The sequence below is a fragment of the Streptomyces sp. NBC_01451 genome, assembly GCF_036227485.1.
Taxonomy (GTDB): domain Bacteria; phylum Actinomycetota; class Actinomycetes; order Streptomycetales; family Streptomycetaceae; genus Streptomyces.
The window spans coordinates 6144537-6160791 of sequence record NZ_CP109479.1; the positions used below are offsets into that span (position 1 = coordinate 6144537).

Annotated in this window: 13 protein-coding genes and 2 tRNA genes; 6 read left to right on the forward strand and 9 right to left on the reverse strand. The window is 69.2% G+C overall.

The features are described from left to right. The first annotated feature begins 329 nt into the window (after positions 1-329). Complete coding sequence (locus OG595_RS27045) at positions 330-1361, forward strand: glycoside hydrolase family 6 protein (RefSeq protein WP_329276405.1); 1032 nt, start codon at positions 330-332, stop codon at positions 1359-1361. 133 nt (positions 1362-1494) lie between these two features. On the opposite strand, the gene OG595_RS27050 is transcribed toward OG595_RS27045, so the two are convergent. From OG595_RS27050 to OG595_RS27060, 3 genes are all read right to left on the reverse strand, one after another. Beyond that, positions 1495-3432 (reverse strand): kelch motif-containing protein, encoded by a 1938-nt coding sequence (locus tag OG595_RS27050; RefSeq protein WP_329276407.1) that lies wholly within the window; start codon positions 3430-3432, stop codon positions 1495-1497. Beyond that, complete coding sequence (locus OG595_RS27055; RefSeq protein WP_329276409.1) at positions 3429-5471, reverse strand: glycosyltransferase family 2 protein; 2043 nt, start codon at positions 5469-5471, stop codon at positions 3429-3431. The genes OG595_RS27050 and OG595_RS27055 overlap by 4 nt, the downstream gene beginning before the upstream one ends. Positions 5472-5922: 451 nt before the next feature. Then, a tRNA-Lys gene (locus OG595_RS27060) sits at positions 5923-5996 on the reverse strand. 181 nt (positions 5997-6177) lie between these two features. Here OG595_RS27060 and OG595_RS27065 point away from each other — a divergent pair. The 5 genes from OG595_RS27065 to OG595_RS27085 all read left to right on the forward strand — a co-directional run bounded on the left by OG595_RS27065 (position 6178) and on the right by OG595_RS27085 (position 11983). Continuing rightward, complete coding sequence (locus tag OG595_RS27065) at positions 6178-7653, forward strand: peptidoglycan-binding protein (RefSeq protein WP_329276411.1); 1476 nt, start codon at positions 6178-6180, stop codon at positions 7651-7653. Positions 7654-7762: 109 nt separating this feature from the next. Continuing rightward, the gene (locus OG595_RS27070; protein ID WP_329276412.1) at positions 7763-8890 is read left to right on the forward strand and encodes an SPFH domain-containing protein; all 1128 of its coding nucleotides are present in this window, start codon (positions 7763-7765) and stop codon (positions 8888-8890) included. A 120-nt stretch (positions 8891-9010) separates the two neighbouring features. Beyond that, positions 9011-9616: a lytic polysaccharide monooxygenase auxiliary activity family 9 protein gene (locus OG595_RS27075; RefSeq protein ID WP_329276413.1), complete on the forward strand. Its 606-nt coding sequence runs from the start codon at positions 9011-9013 to the stop codon at positions 9614-9616. 113 nt (positions 9617-9729) lie between these two features. Further along, positions 9730-10278 carry a DUF3592 domain-containing protein gene (locus OG595_RS27080; protein WP_329276414.1) on the forward strand — a complete coding sequence of 183 codons (549 nt, stop codon included), beginning with the start codon at positions 9730-9732 and terminating at the stop codon, positions 10276-10278. Positions 10279-10318: 40 nt separating this feature from the next. Then, positions 10319-11983: an AMP-binding protein gene (locus OG595_RS27085; RefSeq protein ID WP_329276416.1), complete on the forward strand. Its 1665-nt coding sequence runs from the start codon at positions 10319-10321 to the stop codon at positions 11981-11983. A gap of 40 nt (positions 11984-12023) precedes the next feature. On the opposite strand, the gene OG595_RS27090 is transcribed toward OG595_RS27085, so the two are convergent. The 6 genes from OG595_RS27090 to ehuB all read right to left on the reverse strand — a co-directional run bounded on the left by OG595_RS27090 (position 12024) and on the right by ehuB (position 16120). Then, positions 12024-12097, reverse strand: a tRNA-Lys gene (locus tag OG595_RS27090). Between the two features lie 97 nt (positions 12098-12194). Then, positions 12195-12953: an IclR family transcriptional regulator gene (locus OG595_RS27095; RefSeq protein ID WP_329276418.1), complete on the reverse strand. Its 759-nt coding sequence runs from the start codon at positions 12951-12953 to the stop codon at positions 12195-12197. A gap of 192 nt (positions 12954-13145) precedes the next feature. Then, the gene (gene ehuA / locus OG595_RS27100) at positions 13146-13910 is read right to left on the reverse strand and encodes an ectoine/hydroxyectoine ABC transporter ATP-binding protein EhuA (RefSeq protein WP_329276420.1); all 765 of its coding nucleotides are present in this window, start codon (positions 13908-13910) and stop codon (positions 13146-13148) included. Then, on the reverse strand, positions 13900-14550 hold the full coding sequence (ehuD, locus tag OG595_RS27105; RefSeq protein ID WP_329276422.1) for an ectoine/hydroxyectoine ABC transporter permease subunit EhuD: 651 nt from the start codon (positions 14548-14550) through the stop codon (positions 13900-13902). The genes ehuA and ehuD overlap by 11 nt, the downstream gene beginning before the upstream one ends. Next, positions 14547-15215: an ectoine/hydroxyectoine ABC transporter permease subunit EhuC gene (gene ehuC, locus OG595_RS27110; RefSeq protein WP_329276424.1), complete on the reverse strand. Its 669-nt coding sequence runs from the start codon at positions 15213-15215 to the stop codon at positions 14547-14549. Before ehuC ends, ehuD begins: the two co-directional genes overlap by 4 nt. Next, positions 15212-16120 (reverse strand): ectoine/hydroxyectoine ABC transporter substrate-binding protein EhuB, encoded by a 909-nt coding sequence (gene ehuB, locus OG595_RS27115; RefSeq protein WP_329276426.1) that lies wholly within the window; start codon positions 16118-16120, stop codon positions 15212-15214. The genes ehuC and ehuB overlap by 4 nt, the downstream gene beginning before the upstream one ends. Between the last annotated feature and the right edge of the window lie 135 nt (positions 16121-16255).

Below are 16255 nucleotides of genomic sequence, written 5' to 3' on the forward strand. Positions count from 1 at the left end.
TGAACTGTTGGCCGGGGGCCGGGGCCGTCTGAGACGACTGTAGAACGGATGAGCGCCCAGGCCTAGAGGGAGACTGACGCCAAGTCCCGGTCCGGTGGCTCTGAGTTATCCGTGCAGGTAGTAGATAGTTCTATGAGTCGTTCCCGCACCATGGTCCGGGCCCCGGCGTTCAGGGTGCCCGGCCCTCGTCCACCCCGCCCGAACGCGCTGTAACAGGTAACCGACAAGGCACTGGCGATCTCGTGGGTGCCCGGCCACCTATGTCAGGATTGAGGCTTACGACACTGCATCCAGGGGGGACCAGGACAGTGCATCCGAGGGGGAGTTCGATGTTCGGCAGTAAGGGGGCGACCTGGGGGCGGGCGTCCGCGGCGGTGCTGGGGGCGGCACTGCTGCTCACCGGTTGTTCCGGCTCCTCCGACAAGGGGAGCGACGACGAGTCGGCCAAGGAGGCGGAGGCCAGGATCACCCAGCAGCCCAAGGGGACCAACCCGTTCTGGGTGAACCCGGACGGCACCGCGGCGGAACAGGTCGCCGCGTACGTCAAGGACGACAGGACCACGGACGCCGAGCAGATCCGGAAGATCGCCGAGCAGCCGACCGGCGAGTGGATCAGCCCGGAGAACCCGGAGGCGGAGGCCCGCGGCTTCACGGAGGCCGCGCAGAAGGCGGACCGCTCCGCACTCCTCGTCCTCTACAACATCCCGCACCGCGACTGCGGCCAGTACTCCAGCGGAGGCGCCGCCGACGGCGACACCTACCGCGCCTGGATCGACGGCGTCGCCAGGGGCATCGGCGACCGCGCGGCCACGGTGATCCTGGAACCGGACGCGATCCTCCACCTGGTGGACGGCTGCACCCAGGACGAGTTCCACGAGGAGCGGTACGACCTGCTGAACGGCGCGATCGGCAAGTTGTCGGCGCTGAAGAACACGAAGGTGTACCTGGACGCGGGGAACGCGGGGTGGACACATCCCGACCAGATCTTCGAGCCCCTCAAGTGGGCGGGCATCGAGCAGGCGGACGGGTTCTCCGTCAACGTGTCCAACTTCTACTCGACGGCGGATTCCATCAAGTACGGCAAGGAACTGTCGGCGAAGGTGGGCGGAAAGCACTTCGTGGTGGACACGTCCCGTAACGGGAACGGGCCCTACACCGGGGGCGAGGCGGACGAGAACTGGTGCAACCCTCCCGGGAGGGCGCTCGGGGAGGCCCCGACCGTCAAGACGGCTGATCCGCTGGTCGACGCGTATCTGTGGGTGAAGCGGCCCGGGGAGTCCGACGGGGAGTGCAAGGGGGGGCCCAAGGCCGGGCAGTGGTGGGCTTCTTATGCGCTGAAGCTGGCGAAGGCGAGCAAGTGACCACGGGGGTGGGGGGTTCTGCGGTGTGTCGGCCGCGGGTCGTCCGTGGCTGGTCGCGCAGTTCCCCGCGCCCCTGAAAAGCCGATGGGTGCCCTTCTTCCGAAGGGCACCCATCGGCTTTTGTACAGCCTGATCAAGGCACCTTGACCCACTGGGCCTTGCTGGGTGTGCCCTGGTCGTCCGTGACGAAGAGCATGTACCAGCCCGACTCCACCAGGTTCCGGTTCTTGGGGACCGTCACCGTGATGCTGTCCTTCGTCTTCTTCAGGTCCAGGGCGATGGAGCGCTGGTCGACGTCCGTGACGTGGGTCGAGGCGCTCGGCCGGATCAGACGGGCCGTCAGAATCGTCGACGTGTGCTGGGACTTGAAGGTGCCCGACGCACCGCGCGCGATCGTCTGCGGACCCCCCGACAGGGAGGGCTGCGCGTCGCGGTACAGGTACGGCGGCGTGTAGATCTCGATGCGCTGTTCGAACTTGCCCGGCTTGGTGTCGGCCTTGTCCGCGTACAGGGAGTCCGAGCCGAAGAACATGACACGGCCGTCGGGCAGCAGGATCGAGCCCGAGTGGTAGTTCCGGCCCACCAGCGGGTCGGCGACCCGCCGCAGCTTGCCGGTCTTCGCGTCGTACATACGGGCCTGGAGGATGTTGGAGTCGCCACGCCCCCGGTAGTCCTCCGAGCCGCCCGAGATCATCACCGTGTCGTCGGGCAGGATCGAGTACTGCGGGTAGCGCGTGCCCTTCTCCAGGGACGGGCCGTCGGTGAACTTCGGGTCGTCCGACAGGAGGTCGATCAGGCGGGTCTTCTTGCTCGACAGCTTCGACTCGCCGACGCCGCCCCCGCCGATCACCATGTACTTCTCGTCCTGCGCCGGCGGCAGCAGCACCGTGCCGGCGGTCTCCAGCATGTTGGGGTCGCTCAGACCCTTCAGCTTGGTGAACTTGTCGGTCGCCACGTCCCAGACCCCCGGGTCACGGCCGACGTTGTCGGGACCGTAGCCCGCGTTCGCGCCCGAGTAGAACATCTTGCCGTTCTGCATCAGGGAGATCGCCGGGTACGTCGGGAACTGCCGCGTGTGAGTCGTGTACGTCCACTTCTTGGTCTTCGGGTCGTACACCTCGTTCTTGCCCGGCACCAGCTGGCCGATCTCGTCCAGTCCCGAGAGGCTGAGGATCTTGCCGTCCGACATGGTGGTGAGCGTGGGGTACCAGCGGGCCTCGTTCATCGGGTCGACCTTGATGTACTTCTCGGCGACCGGGTCGAACTCGAAGGCGTCCCGGATGCCCTGGAAGTCCTTCTTGTCCAGGGCGAGCTTCTCGGCGATGCCGTACGTGTTGCGGGAGTCGACGCCCGACAGGCCCTGCACGCGGTAGTTGTCCTGCGTGCCGGTCTCGTACTTCGAGCCCTTCTTCTGCGCCTCGACGTAGATCCGGCCGAGCCCCGGGTCGTTGCGCAGGAACGCGCCCGTCGCCTTGTCGAAGACCTTCGTCGCGCGCTCCACGACGACCGGGTCCTTCGACACGAACGTCTTGCCGTTCTCCTTGCCGGTGAACTTGGTGCCCGCCGGCAGGGTGATCGGCTTGTCCGGGTTCTCGTTGTGCACCACCATCAGGCCACCGGCCTTGGTGACGTCACCCTTCAGCTTCTCGTACCGCTTCGTACCGCCCGCGATCAGCAGATTGCCGTTGGCGAGCTGCGTGTGGCCGGTGCAGAACAGGTCCTTCGGCGTCGGGATCTTCTTGATCGTGCCGCTGACCGGGTCCCAGAGCCGGGTGTCGAACTTCTTCGCGTCGAAGTTGTCCGCGTTGTTCCCGGAGCCCGCGACCAGCAGCACCTTGCCGGTGTGCAGCAGGGCGGCGTGGATGGTGTTCTGCCGGTACTCCTTGGGGAAGTTCACCACCTCCCACTTGCCGTTCTCGGCCTTGTACTCCGGTCTGTTGATCTTGTAGTCGTGGTATTTCTCGGTACTGAAGCGGTACACCCACGGCCCGTTCATCCCCGCCAACGCGAGGACCACCGCCGTGCCTATCGCGAGTCGACGGGCGCGGCGGCGGCCTGCACGGTCTGTCATTCCTTACGTCCCCCAAGTCCACCAAGGGCGATCTGCATGGTCTGGTCGTTGCCCTCGCCCCCTACGCTGCCCCCGCCCGTCCCGCCCGATGCGGCCCACTGGGGCTTGTGCTGCGGCGCGTGGGTGGAGTGGGGGGCGTGTGGGGCGTGCGATGTGTGCGGGGCGTGTGGCGCCTGTGGCGTCGGCTGGGCCGGCACGAACGGCTGCGGCGTCGGCGCGGCATCCTGCGGTTCGGCCGGGCCGGCGGCGAGCTTCTTCTTCTCCTGGCGCAGCATGAGCCGCCAGACGACCATCGGCGTCGCGGTGATCGCCGTGGCGAACGTCGCCCAGATGATCATCGCGGGGTGCGAGTGCCCGAAGGTGAAGCCGGCCGCGATCGAGCCGCCGAAGATCAGGATGAAGTACCAGTGGTAGCGGAACGTCCCGAACCAGCGGTCCGGGCTCGCCGAGTCGCCCTTGGGCGTGACCACGAACTTGCTCTTGCGCCGCAGCGCCGAGTCGATCAGGGCCTTCGCGTAGAGCGGCGCGGACAGCGCCGACATGACCATGCCCGCCACACCGCCGGAGCCCTCCGGCTCGTGCGGGGAGACGTTGTGCCGCCGGTTCCAGATGTACAGGCCGATCTGCAGCGCCGAGGCGTTGCCGTAGAGCATCAGCCACACGGTCGGGTCGATGTTCACACCCGAGGCGCCCAGGCCCAGGAACAGCGCGCAACTCAGCGCCGCCAGGATCCAGTTGAGGGCGGACATCGGGTAGAAGATGATCATCATCGTGTAGTTGAAGAGCTTGCTCGGCGGCAGCGAGTAGAAGCCCTTCCAGTACTGCTTGAGGATCGTCTCGTACGTGCCCCGCGACCAGCGCATCTGCTGGGTGAAGAAGTCCGTCCAGGCGCTGGGACCCTCACCGACCGCGAGTACGTCCGGCGTGTAGACCGAGCGCCACTTCTTGCCCGTCGCCGGGTTCTTGTGGCGGTGGATCTCGAAGCCGGTCGCCATGTCCTCGGTGATCGAGTCGTACAGCCCGCCGATCTGCTTCAGCGCGCTGATGCGTACGGCGTTGCTGGTCCCCACGAACATCGGCGAGCCGTAGGCGTTCCCGGCGCGCTGGATCAGCGCGTGGAAGAGGAACTGCTGCGACTCGGCCGCCTTGGTGACGAAGTTGTCGTAGTTCCCGTACACCTGCGGGCCGATGACGAAGCCGATGTTCGGGTCCCGGAAGAAGCCGAGCATCCGCTCCAGGTAGTTGGGGAGCGGGATGTGGTCGGTGTCGACGGAGGCGAAGTAGTCGTAGTCGTCGCCGTGCGCGTCGAGCCAGGCGTTGTAGTTGCCGTGCTTGGTCTTGGCGCGGTGCGGGCCCTTGGGCTGGTTCCACTTCGCGACGCCCTTGCGGGAGAAGTGGTGCACGCCCAGGCGGGCGCAGACCGCCTTCACGTCCGGGTCGTCGCCCTCGTCCAGCAGCCAGACGTGCATGAGGCCGCGGTGCCGGATCCGCACCGCGGCTTCGAGCGTCTTCGTCACCATCTCCAGCGGTTCCTTGCCGGGCACGAAGGAGGTGAGGAAGGCCACTCTCGTGCCGGTCTCGGGCACCACCGGGATCGGGTCGCGGGCGACCAGGGTGGCGTGCGCGTTCGACAGCACGTTCAGGCAGCGGAACAGCTCGATCAGTCCGATCGAGACAAGCATCACTATGTCGAGTGCCGGCAGGAAGTCGAAGGCCGGGTAGTCGCGTTCCGTCCAGTGCGCGGGCTGGAGCAGCCAGACGAGCAGGACGACGGAGAGCAGCGGCGCGGCACCCAGCATCAGCGCGGCCCGAAGGCGGTGCGGCTCCTGCGAGAGGAGCGACCGGTACTTGACCGTGTACGGCTTGGTCGGGTCGGGCTGTGTGAGGGGTCCGGCCAGGCGGCTGTAGTGCTCGTAGTCGTACTTGGGCAGGCTCTTCTTGATCCGGCGGAACCCGCCGGTGCGGTTGGACGGCAGCCTGAGCTGGGCCGTCTGTGATGAGTCGAAGTTATGCCGGGCGCCCGTCGGCGTCGACGTCATGAGTCATCCCCCCACACGCAGGTCACTGCGTGTTTGTCGGTTCTTTACACGTCCGCTCGGCCCCCCTCGGCCGTCACGGGCGCATCAGTAATGGACCACTGCTCCCACGTCATCCATAATCCACACTGTATAGACATGGAAGAGTGTCCTTCCGGTTGCAGGATGCCCCCCTCGACATCCGTTCATGAACGGGGCCCCATCCCCGCGCCGGCGCAACCGGTCCGCCCCCAAGGGCTGCGTGTCCGCAGCATGTTGCAGCCCAGGGTTCTACGCCGTTCAGCATGATCGCAAGATGCGAAACACGGTGTTTACCGGTCATACGCGCTCATTGTGACGGCTGTTGAGCCCGATTGGTGCAATTGGGACCGCTTGTGCGCGGATGGTTCCGAAGTGTTTACAGGGTGTACGCGAACAGGCCCCCCGCCTCAGCGGAGGGCCTGCCGTGTGTCTGTGCGCCGCCAGGGACTCGAACCCCGGACCCGCTGATTAAGAGTCAGCTGCTCTAACCAACTGAGCTAGCGGCGCGCGGTGACGCGGACAACTCTACCCGACCCCGACGAGTGGTCCGGACCGCCCTCGGTTCGCGCCCGGCCGGACGCCGGCTGTACATCATTCGGACCGTCAACATGCGACAGCGGGTGACAGTTGAGAAACTGCGAGGGTGCAGAAGCGTGCAAGTCATCGCCTGGGACGTGAGGGGAATCGTATGGCGACTCCGGTATTCGAGGAATTCGATCCCGCGAGCGACTGCGAATGCCCCGGATGTGTTCACCGGCGAAGGGCCGCACCGTATTCCGGACCGGTGTCGGGAACAGGCCCGGGACCGGCCCGTACGGCGGTCCGGCGGACCCTCGTCGTCGCGGCGGCGGCCTCCACGGTGCTCGGTGCCGGGCATGCCCTGCCGGCCGCCGCCGCCCCGCAGGCCCCCCACCGTCCGGGCGTACCCGCAGGTGACGAGCCCGACACCCCGCAGGGCGGCAAGGCTCCGCTGCACGGCCCGGCCGGGAAACCGGCGCTGGACAAGCTCCGGACGACCACTCGGGCGGAGATCATCAACCGGGCCAGGACCTGGGTCGCCGCGCGGGTGCCGTACAGCATGAGCACCTATTGGGGGGACGGTTACCGGCAGGACTGCTCGGGTTTCGTCTCCATGGCCTGGAACCTCGCCGGGAACGAATGGACGGGCAGCCTCGACAAGTACGGCGTACGCATTCCCAAGGAGGATCTGCAACCCGGCGACATTCTTCTGTTCCACAATCCCTCGGACCCGGAGAAGGGCTCGCACGTCGTCATTTTCGGCGGCTGGACGGACTACACGCACACCTATTACATCGCCTACGAGGAGACCCGCCCGCACGCCCGCAGACAGGCCACCCCGCTCTCCTACTGGAGCCACTCGGACCGCTATCAGGCCTACCGCTACAAGGGCCTCACCGCGAGCACGGGCGGAACCTCGGAGCCGGGCGGCGGTACCCCGGACCCGGGCGGTACCGCCGGTACGGGCGACCCGGACGGTACGGGGGGCGCGGCGCCCGGCGCCTCCCCGGACCCGGCGGCCCGGTTCCCGGGGCGGACGTACTTCGGTCCCGGCGCCAGCAACAAGTACGTAACCCAGCTCGGCCGGATGCTCGTGGAGCGCGGCGGCGCCCGCTACTACACCTCGGGCCCCGGCCCGCGCTGGTCGGACGCGGACCGCAGGGCGACCCGGGCGTTCCAGCTGGCCCAGGGCTGGCAGGGCACGGCGGCGGACGGGCTGCCGGGACCGCGCACCTGGGCGCTGCTGGTCAGCGGGACGGGCAGTGACATCGGGGACGGGAACGGGGACGGGCCGGGAGGGCCGCCGACCGGGACCGACCCCGGCACGGCTCCTGGCACGGTCCCGGGAACCGCGCCCGGCACGGTCCCCGGCGCGGCCGGTCCGCCCTCCGCCGGCAAAGCGGTCCCCGAGTTCCCCGGACGGGGCCTGTTCCGGCCGGGCTCCAGCAGCCCGTACATCACCCAGCTCGGAAAGCAGCTGGTGAAGAAGGGGTTCGGGCGGTACTACACGACCCGGCCCGACCCGCGCTGGAACGAGGCGGACCGCCGAGCGGTGCAGGCCTTCCAGCGTGCCCAGGGCTGGCGGGGCGGCGCGGCCGACGGCTACCCGGGCCCGGAGACCTGGCGCCGCCTCTTCTCCAGGTGACGCAAGCCCCGGCGGGTGCCCGGCACGGGCCGGTTGGCCGGTAACCACTGTTGCGACGCGGCAGCACACCCAGACATGAACGCATCTGGCGCGGAGGCTGGAGGCACAAATGAGTACGACGACCGAACACGCACCCGAGCCCGAGGGGCCCCCGGACGGCGGCCCCCGGCCCGCCCGGCTCATCCAGAACGAGGCGACCACCGAGATCCCCGTCCACCTGTTGTTCCGCGACGAACCCGATCCGGCGCCGGTGCCGCTGCGGCCCGCCGTCGTGGGCCGCAGGCAGGGTACGGGTGAGCAGCCGCGCATCCGCAGGCCCGCGCCGGCCGCACCGCGACCGGCGGTTGTGACGGTCGACCCCGACCTGGTGGAGCGCCCGGCCCGGGTGCTGCCCGGCGCGGTGGGCGTGCTCGCCGGCGCCACCGGGCTGGCCGGAGGCGTGCTGACCTCCTGGTGGGCGGGCGCGCTGCCACCCCTCGCGGTGGAGGCGCTGCGGCTGCCGACGGCGTACGCGGGTGCCGGTCTCGGTCCGGCCCAGTGGGCGGCGTACGCCGGTGCCGGCGCCCTCGGGCTGTTCGGGTTCGGCGGGCTGGCCCGGGGGCGGACCGGGCGGGCCTGGGTGCTCGGCCTGTTCGGCCGCTACCGGGGGACGGTCCGGCGCACCGGGCTGCTGTGGGTCAACCCGCTCCTCCTGCGCGCCCGGGTCGACGTGCGGCTGCGGCACTGGCGCGGCGAGCCGATGCCGGCGGCCGACGCGAACGGGGTCGCGCTGCGGGTCGTCGTCCTCGTGGTGTGGCGGGTGCGGGACACCGCGCGGGCCACGCTCGGCGTCGAGGACCACGAGACCTACCTGCGCGAGTGTGTCGAGGCGGCGCTCGTCCGGGTGCCGGTGGAGATGCCGGGCGCGGGAAAGCGGGCGATGGAGGCGGCCGGGGAGGCGCTGACCCGGGCGGTCGCGGCGGACACGGCCCCGGTCGGCCTGGAGGTGTTCTCGGTGCTGCCGGTCCGGGTCGAGTACGCCCCCGAGGTGGCCGCCGCGATGACCCGCCGCCGTATCGCCGCTCTGGACGCCCAGCACCGGGCGGCCACGCTCACCTCGGTCGTCGACTCGGTGGAGGACACGGTGACCCGGCTGACCCTGCGCGGTCTGGTCGAACTGGACGACTACGAACGCAAGGTGCTGGTGAAGGACCTGACGGTCGCGTTCTGCGCGGGGCGGAGCGAGTCCGGGGCGTGAGGGTGGGGGAGCGGGACTGCGATTGGTCTGGACATGCTCAAGGGTCGGTAATAATCTGGGACTTGGTCTAGACCTGCACGTCTCACTTGAACCTCCCCCACGTTCAGCAGGAGCGGCAGCATGCGCAAAAAGACCAGGTGGTACGCGTCCGCAGTGGGCCTGGCCACCACCGGCGCCCTCGTCCTCACGGCCGGAGGCGCCAGCGGCCACGGCTACACCGACCTCCCCATCAGCAGGCAGAAGCTCTGCCAGAACGGCACCGTGACGGGCTGCGGCGACATCCAGTGGGAGCCGCAGAGTGTCGAGGGCCCCAAGGGCTTCCCCGCCGCCGGACCGGCCGACGGCCAGATCTGTTCGGCGAACCACGGCAACTTCGGCGCGCTCGACCAGCCGAAGACCCCGTCCGGCGGCACCTGGCCGGCGACCGCGGTGACGGGCGGTCAGAGCTACACCTTCCGCTGGCAGTTCACCGCCATGCACGCCACGACCGACTTCAAGTACTACGTCACGAAGTCCGGCTGGAACCAGAACCACGCCCTCGCCCGTTCGGACCTCAACCTCACCCCGTTCCTCACCGTCCCCTACAACGCCCAGCGTCCGCCGGCCACGCTCTCGCACACGGGCACACTGCCGTCCGGGCTCAGCGGCCGGCATGTGATCGTCGCGGTGTGGACGATCGCGGACACGGCCAACGCGTTCTACGCCTGCTCGGACGTCAGGTTCTGAGCATTCCTTGAGTAAATCCGCGACCCCCCACGGGTACGTTCCCCGTACGCCCCCAGGACCAGGTGAGGCGGCGTACGGGGAGCCGTACCGAAAGAGAGACCGGGGGAACGGCCATGGACTTGATGTTCTACGGGGTGCCGACGCTCATCATCGTGATGACCGTCCTGATGGCGACGTTCGTGATCCGCCGGGTGCTGCGGATGCGCCGCGCCTGGAACAGCGGCCTGACTGCCGAGGCGCGCTGCCTCCGGACCTACACGACCACGAGCGGTGGCTCCGGCGACTCCTCCGTGCACACGACGCTGCACCACGTGTACGAGTTCGTCGCGCGCGACGGCCGCACCGTCCGCTTCGACGAGCCGCACGGCCCGGGCACGGTCATCGAGGGCGACTACGTCACCGTCTTCTACAGTGAGGGCGAGCGGATCAATGCCACGGCGCACCGCCCGAGCCCGGTCCGGCACGGGCTGGCCCTGGCGGGCATCCTCGGGTTCCTCGGGGTGATGGTGGTGTTCTGCGTCGGCTTCATGGTGACGTACAGCCAGATCTTCGAACCGTTCGGCGACCTGTTCTTCGGTGACGACAGCGGCTACAGCAGCACCGACTCCGGCACGGGCGACGGGTTCCCCGAGGGCTGGGACGTGAGCACCGACTCGCCGTGAGTCTCCACATCTGACGGTATGTCAATTACCGTGCCCGTCCATGGAGTTCAAGGAGCCCGACGGGCCCGGCAGGAGCACGGTCGCGGAACTCGTGGCGGCGCGGTGGGGCGACCACCGGCCGGGTCTGTGGTGCGAGGACCGGACGCTCACGCATCACGAGGTGGCCGCGGGCGCGGCGGCCAGAGCGGCGCTGCTGGCCGACCTGCTGCCGCCGGCCGCCGAGCCGCACGTGGGCGTCCTGCTCGACAACACCCCTGAATACGTCCTGTGGTTGAGCGCGGCGGCCCTCGCCGGTGCCGCCGTCGCGGGGATCAACCCCACCCGCCGGGGTCCCGAACTGGCCCGCGACATCCTGCACACCGAGTGCCCGGTCCTGATCACCGCGCGCACCCACCTCCCACTCCTCGCCGACCTCGAACTCCCCGGCTTACGCCTTCTGTTGACCGACACCCCGGAGTACGCGGACCTCCTGGCCCCGTACGCCGACGCCGAACCGGACACCGCGCGCGCCGACCCCGCCGACCGTCTCCTCCTCTACTTCACCTCGGGCTCGACCGGCGCCCCCAAGGCCGCGATCTGCACCCAGGGCAGACTCGCCGCCGCCGGGCGGACACTGGCCGGAACCTTCGCCGTCCGCCCCGACGACGTGCACTACGTCTGCATGCCGATGTTCCACGGCAACGCGGTGATCGCCGACTGGGCCCCGGCCCTGGCGGCGGGCGCCGGGGTCGCGCTGCGCCGCCGCTTCTCGGCCTCCGGCTTCCTCACGGACGTACGCCGCTACGGGGCGACCTACTTCACGTACGTCGGCCGGGCCGTCCAGTACCTGCTGGCGACGCCCGCCCGGCCCGACGACCGGGACAACCCCCTGCGGCTGGGCTTCGGCACGGAGGCGGGGGCGGTGGACGCGGCGGCCTTCCAGCGCCGGTTCGGGGTACGGCTGGTGGAGGGATACGGGTCCTCGGAGGGCGGGGCGGCGGTGCGGTGGACGCCCGGGACACCGGCCGGTGCCGTCGGCCGGGCGGCCCCGGCCGACGACCTCGCGGTGGTCGACCCGGAGACACGGACCGAGTGCCCGCCTGCCGTCCTGGACGCCTCGGGGCGCCTCCTCAACGGGACGGCTGCGATAGGGGAGTTGGTCAACCGGGGCCCCAACCCCTTCGAGGGCTACTGGCGCAACCCGGAGGCCGAGGCGGCCCGCCGCCACGACGGCTGGTACTGGACGGGCGACCTCTTCTACCGGGACCCGGACGGCTTCCTGTACTTCGCGGGCCGCGCCGACGACCGGCTGCGCGTCGACAGCGAGAACCTGGCCGCCGCGACGATCGAGAACATCCTCGCCCGGTACGAGGGCGCGGTGGCCGTCGCCGTCTACGCGGTGCCGGACCCGGTGGCCGGAGACCAGGTCATGGCGACCCTGGCCGGCACCTTCGACCCCGCCGCCTTCTCCGCCTTCCTGGCCGCGCAGCCCGACCTGGGGACGAAGATGCCGCCCCGGTTCGTACGGGTCGTGCGGCGGATGCCGGTCACCGCGACCAACAAGATCCACCGGGCGGGGCTCAGACGCGAGGGCTTCCGCTGCCCGGACCCGGTGTGGTGGCGCCCGCCGGGTGAGGAGACGTACCGCAGGCTGACCGGCGACGATGTGGCGGGCCTGCTGGAGTGGTACCGGGAGCGGGGGCGCGAGGAGCTGCTGAGCAGATAGCGAAAGGGCCTCTCGCAGCTGCGAGAGGCCCTTTCCTGTGTGCGCCGCCAGGGACTCGAACCCCGGACCCGCTGATTAAGAGTCAGCTGCTCTAACCAACTGAGCTAGCGGCGCATGACTCCCGCCGACCGCTCTCGCGGCTGGCGACAGGAAAAATACTACCTGGTCCGGGAGAGTGCTCCGGACCAGGTGGCAGCAGGCGGCGCGACGGCTAGATGGCCAGCGACAGCAGCACCGGTCCCGCACTCCGGTTCAGCCGGTCGGCCGCCTGGCGCAGGCGGTGGGCGTGGCGGAGCGGGAGGGAGAGGGCGAGGCAGCCGACCGTGGATCCGGCCGTGATCGGGACCGCCGCGCAGACCGTGCCGACCGCGTACTCCTGGAGGTCCAGGACCGGCACCGTGGGCGGCTGGGTCTCCAGGTGGGAGAGCAGGAGTCGCTCGTTGGTGATCGTGTGCGAGGTGAGGCGGGCCAGCTTGTGGCGGGCGAGATGGTCGCGGCGGCTGTTGTGGTCGAGCTGGCCCAGCAGGCTCTTGCCGATCGCGCTGGCGTGCGCGGCCGAGCGGAAGTCGACCCACTCGTTGACCGCGGGCGTCGCCGCGCTGTCCGCGCACTGGGTGACATGGATCTCGCCGTCGACGTAACGGCTCATGTAGATGGCCGCGCCCACCGAGTCGCGCAGCCGGTCGAGGGTGTGCTGGAGCTGGGCGCGCAGGGCCTGGTCATGGCCGTGCGCCGCGCCGAGGCGGCTGAGGGCGGTGCCGGTGACGTACGAACCGTCGGCGGCCTGTTCGACGTACCCCTCGCGGCGCAGCATGCGCAGGAGCGGGGTGAGCAGGTCCGTGCCGAGGTGGGTCTGGCGGGCGATTTCGGCGTCGGTGACACCGGCGGAGTGCCGTGCCACCGTCTCCAGGACGCGCAGGGCGTCCTGGGTCGAGTGGTGCGGCGCGGTCGGCTCGTGCTTGAGAGCCACGGTGTTCCCCCTGGCTTGCTTTTAGCCGTGATCCGGACAGCCAATCCCCTCCACGATAACCGCCAAGGGGTCTGTGTGGAGGGGGCGTTGACGAGATTGTCGTCCGGGTTCCGGTCTCTCAGCAGGGGTATTGTTCATCTGGCATATGTCATTGGCATGAAGAAAGTCGCCATGCCGTGCTCTCCGGCACGGTCAGAGCACCGTGCCGAGGAATTCGCGCGTTCTGTCCTGCTCCGGATCGCCGAAGATCTGCTCCGGCGGACCGGACTCGATCACATGGCCAGAATCGAACATCAGCACTTGGTCGGAGATGTCCCGGGCGAACCCCATCTCGTGGGTCACGCAGAGCATCGTGATGTCGGTGCTGCGGGCGATGTCCCGCAGCACGTCGAGGACGCCCGCGACCAGCTCGGGGTCGAGCGCCGAGGTCACCTCGTCGAGCAGCAGGATCTGCGGGCGCATGGCCAGCGCCCGCGCGATCGCCACCCGTTGCTGCTGCCCGCCCGACAGCCGGCACGGACGCTCGTCGCACTTGTCCGCGAGGCCCACCAGCTCCAGCAGCTCACGGCCGCGCGCCTCCGCCTCTTCCTTCGGCAGGCCGAGGACGGTGACGGGCGCCTCGGTGATGTTGCGCAGCACGCTCATGTTCGGGAAGAGGTTGAAGTGCTGGAACACCATCCCGATCTTCTTCCGCACCTCGCGGACCCGCTTCTCGGGCGCCGGGAACAGTGCCTCCCCGTCGACGGTGATCGTGCCCTCGTCGGGCTTGGCCAGGGTCATCAGCAGTCGCAGGATCGTCGTCTTGCCGGACCCGGAGGGGCCGATCAGGGTCACGTGCCGCCCCGCCTCGACGGAGAGACTCAGCCGGTCGAGCACGGTCTGCTCACCGAACCGCTTGGTGACCTGATCGAGCCGAACCAGCTCGGAAGGGGACTGGGTGAGGGTGTCAACCTGCAAGACGTCGCTCCAGAGCTCGTACGAGGAGGGAGGCGGGAAGGGAGATGAGGACGAAGGCGACGCCGATCACGGTCAGCGGCTCGGTGAACCGGAAGTGCTCCTGGGAGAAGAGCCGCGCCTCGCCGAGCATCTCCAGCACGGTGATCGTCATCAGCAACGGCGTGTCCTTGAGCATCGCGATCACGTAGTTGCCGAGCGCCGGTACGACCCGGCGCAGCGCCTGCGGCAGGATCACCGCAGTCCAGGTCCGCCGCACGGGCAGGCTGAGCGCGGTGGCCGCCTCCCACTGGCCCGGCGGCACGGCCTCGATACCGGCGCGGTAGACCTGCATCGTGTACGTCGAGTAGTGCAGCCCGATCGCGACGACACCGGTGGTCAGCGCCGAGGCGGCGATGCCCCACTCGGGGAGCACGTAGAAGAGGAAGAACAGCTGCACGAGCAGCGGGGTGTCCCGCACGAACTCCGTGACCACCCCCACCGGCCGGCGCACCCAGAGAGTCGGCGTCCGCATCAGCAGCGCCCAGACCAGGCCCAGCGTGAACGAGATCAGCGACCCCAGGGCCAGCGCCCGGAGGGCGACGAGCAGCCCGTCCCACAGGTGCGGCAGGAAATCGCGTACGGCGCCCCAGTCCCACGTCATGCGGCACCTCCCGCCGGTCGCCCGGCCAACTGCTCCTTCAGCCGCTTCTCCAGCCCGCGCATCAGCCGGGTGAGGAGGAAGGCGATCACGAAGTAGATCACCAGGATGTACGAGTAGATCTCCGCGCTCTGTTGCAGTGCGAGCCGCACCAGGTTGCCGCTGAAGGCCAGATCACCCATGCCCATGACGGAGACCAGAGCCGTGCCCTTGAGCAGCTCGATCAGCAGGTTGCTGAAGGAGGGGATCATCTCCGGCACCGCCTGCGGCAGCAGGATCAGCCGCATCCGCTGCCAGGGCGTGAACCCGAGCGCGATACCGCCCTCGCGCTGCGCCGGGTTCACGGCGTTCAGCGCGCCGCGCACGATCTCCGTGCCGTACGCCCCGTAGGTCAGCCCGAGCGCGAGCGTGCCCGCCCACATCGGCACCAGCTGCCAGCCGAAGGCGGGGGGCAGCACGAAGTACACCCAGAAGATCATCACGAGTGCCGAGGTTCCCCGGAACACCTCGGTGTAGCAGCCCGCCAGGAAGCGCACCGACCGCAGCCGGTGGGTCCGCGCGATCCCGACCGTGAAGGCGACGACGGCACCCAACAGCGCGCTGAACACGAGGAGTTGGACGGTGACCCAGACTCCCCTGAGGACGATTTCCCAGAGTCCCGAGGTCATCCGCCGCACAGCTCCTTCGCGGTCAGGTCGGTCATCTCGGCCCGGGTGAAGCCGAACGGCCGCAGGATGCGGAACACCTCGCCGCTCTTCTTCATCCGGTGCAGCTCGACGTTGAAGGCGTCCCGGAGCCTCGTCTCGGTCGGCCGGAACGCGAAGGCGCCCCCGTCCACATGCGGCTTGCCGTCGACGAGCGGGGCGAACGCCTTGGTGGCCTCCGCCTTGCCGGACTTCCTCACCACCAGCCGCGTGGTGACCGCCGTACCGGCGAAGGCGTCGACCCGGCCGGCCTCGACGGCGTTCAGTCCGGCCACCTGGTCGGGCACGATCAGAAGGTCGCTCTCCCGGTAGCCGGCCTCGACCGCGTACTGGATCTCGGCATATCCGGTTCCGGTCGCGAGTCTTGCCTTCTTCTCGACGACATCCCGGTAAGTGTGAAGATTCTTGGGATTTCCCTTGCGGACAATGAAGGAATCGAGCATCTGATAGTCGGGATCGGCGAAGATCACCTGTTCGCAGCGTTCCGGATTGACGTACATCCCGGCGGCCACGACGTCGAACTGCTGGGAATTCAGCCCGGGAATGAGTGATCCGAACTCGGTGGGCACGGGCTGGACCCGGTCCACCCCCAGCCGTTTGAAGACGACCCTCGCCAATTCGGGTGCCTCGCCCGTCAGTTCGCCGTCCTTGTCGATGAATCCCTGCGGGATCTCACCGGCGATCCCGAGCCGCACGACGCCCTGCGCCCGGAGGCGGTCGAGCAGGTCACCGCCCTTGACACCGGAGGCGGCGGACACCCGGCTGCACCCGGTGCCGAGCGAGCCGACCGTACCGAGCGTGCCGAGCGCCGCCACCCCCGCGAACAGCGACCGTCGTTTGATATCTGGTGGTGCGTCTGATGGAGCCATGGGCGCGCGGCTACCCGAGAGCGAACGAGTTATGCATCGGGGAATGCGGGGCGGCGGTGATATGGCCTGCTCGACCGTGCGGAACGCCTATCGGGCGGTTCTCCGGGTGGTTTTCCGGGCGGTTTTCCGAGTGGT